This is a genomic window from Methanobrevibacter sp. 87.7 (assembly GCF_002208625.1).
In the GTDB taxonomy this organism is placed as follows: Archaea; Methanobacteriota; Methanobacteria; order Methanobacteriales; family Methanobacteriaceae; genus Methanarmilla.
This window is the reverse complement of record NZ_MRCT01000282.1, coordinates 1-963: the sequence shown is the minus strand read 5'-3', so window position 1 is coordinate 963 and position 963 is coordinate 1. Positions and strand designations below refer to the sequence as shown.

Below are 963 nucleotides of genomic sequence, written 5' to 3'. Positions count from 1 at the left end.
CTTAAAAAACTAATAAAAATAAAAAATTTATTCAAAATAATAATAAAATTATAATTTATTATATAAAATTTAATATTAAATATAGATAAAATTATAACTTAATCAAAATTTAGTAATAATACCCTTTTCATATATACCAACAACATCTAAAACATTACGTTTTAAACAAAAGGATACATCCTGAGAATAACATACATTTTTAAGTCTTTTAGCAGAAAATCCTCTTGAAATAGCTTCATTTGATTTAATTAAATCCCTAGAACCAAGAATAGCTACTTCTGCAAATTCAGAAAAATTAATATCAATATCTTCTTTTTCAGCAAAGTATTTTAACCAATATAATATTTCTCCACCTGCAAGATAATCTTCAATTGTAAATTCTCCAAGCCAACCTGCCATAACAATATCAATATGTGATTTAGAAAGTTCAAGTGCAACTTTTGCACAAGCTTTAGCATTAAGAAAACATCCAATTAAAACATGCTTACTATTCATATTCTCAAGTACTCTAGTACCATTACTACTAGTTAAAATTAAATTTTTCTTATTAGACTTATAATCAAGTATTCCACTAGGTGAATTACCAATATCAAAACCTTCAATCATCTTACCTTTTCTTTCACCTGCAAGAACACCATCATATTTTTTAGATTTTTCAATAGCGTCATCAGGAGAAAATGCAGGAATAACTTTATCATAATTATTTAATGCAACTGTAATTGTAGTACTAGCACGTAGTGCATCAATCATTATTGAAACATCATTAGATATAGTATTTTCAAAACTTATTGTAGCTTTCATAATCATAACCTAATATAATATATAATATACTAAAATTTAATAGAACTAATATATAATATTTTAAATTTAAAATTTAAATCCAAATTAATAAATAGAAAATCCTAAACTTAAATATCAAAAATAAATTATTAAAGTATATTCATTAGATACTAAAAATAAAAA

1 protein-coding gene is annotated in these 963 nt (G+C 22.6%); it reads right to left on the bottom strand.

What is annotated here, in order from left to right:
* Positions 1–102: 102 nt before the first annotated feature.
* A complete protein-coding gene (gene comB / locus BGI41_RS08220) occupies positions 103–801 on the bottom strand; it encodes a 2-phosphosulfolactate phosphatase (RefSeq protein ID WP_088540215.1) in 699 nt (232 codons plus the stop codon).
* Positions 802–963: the final 162 nt, after the last annotated feature.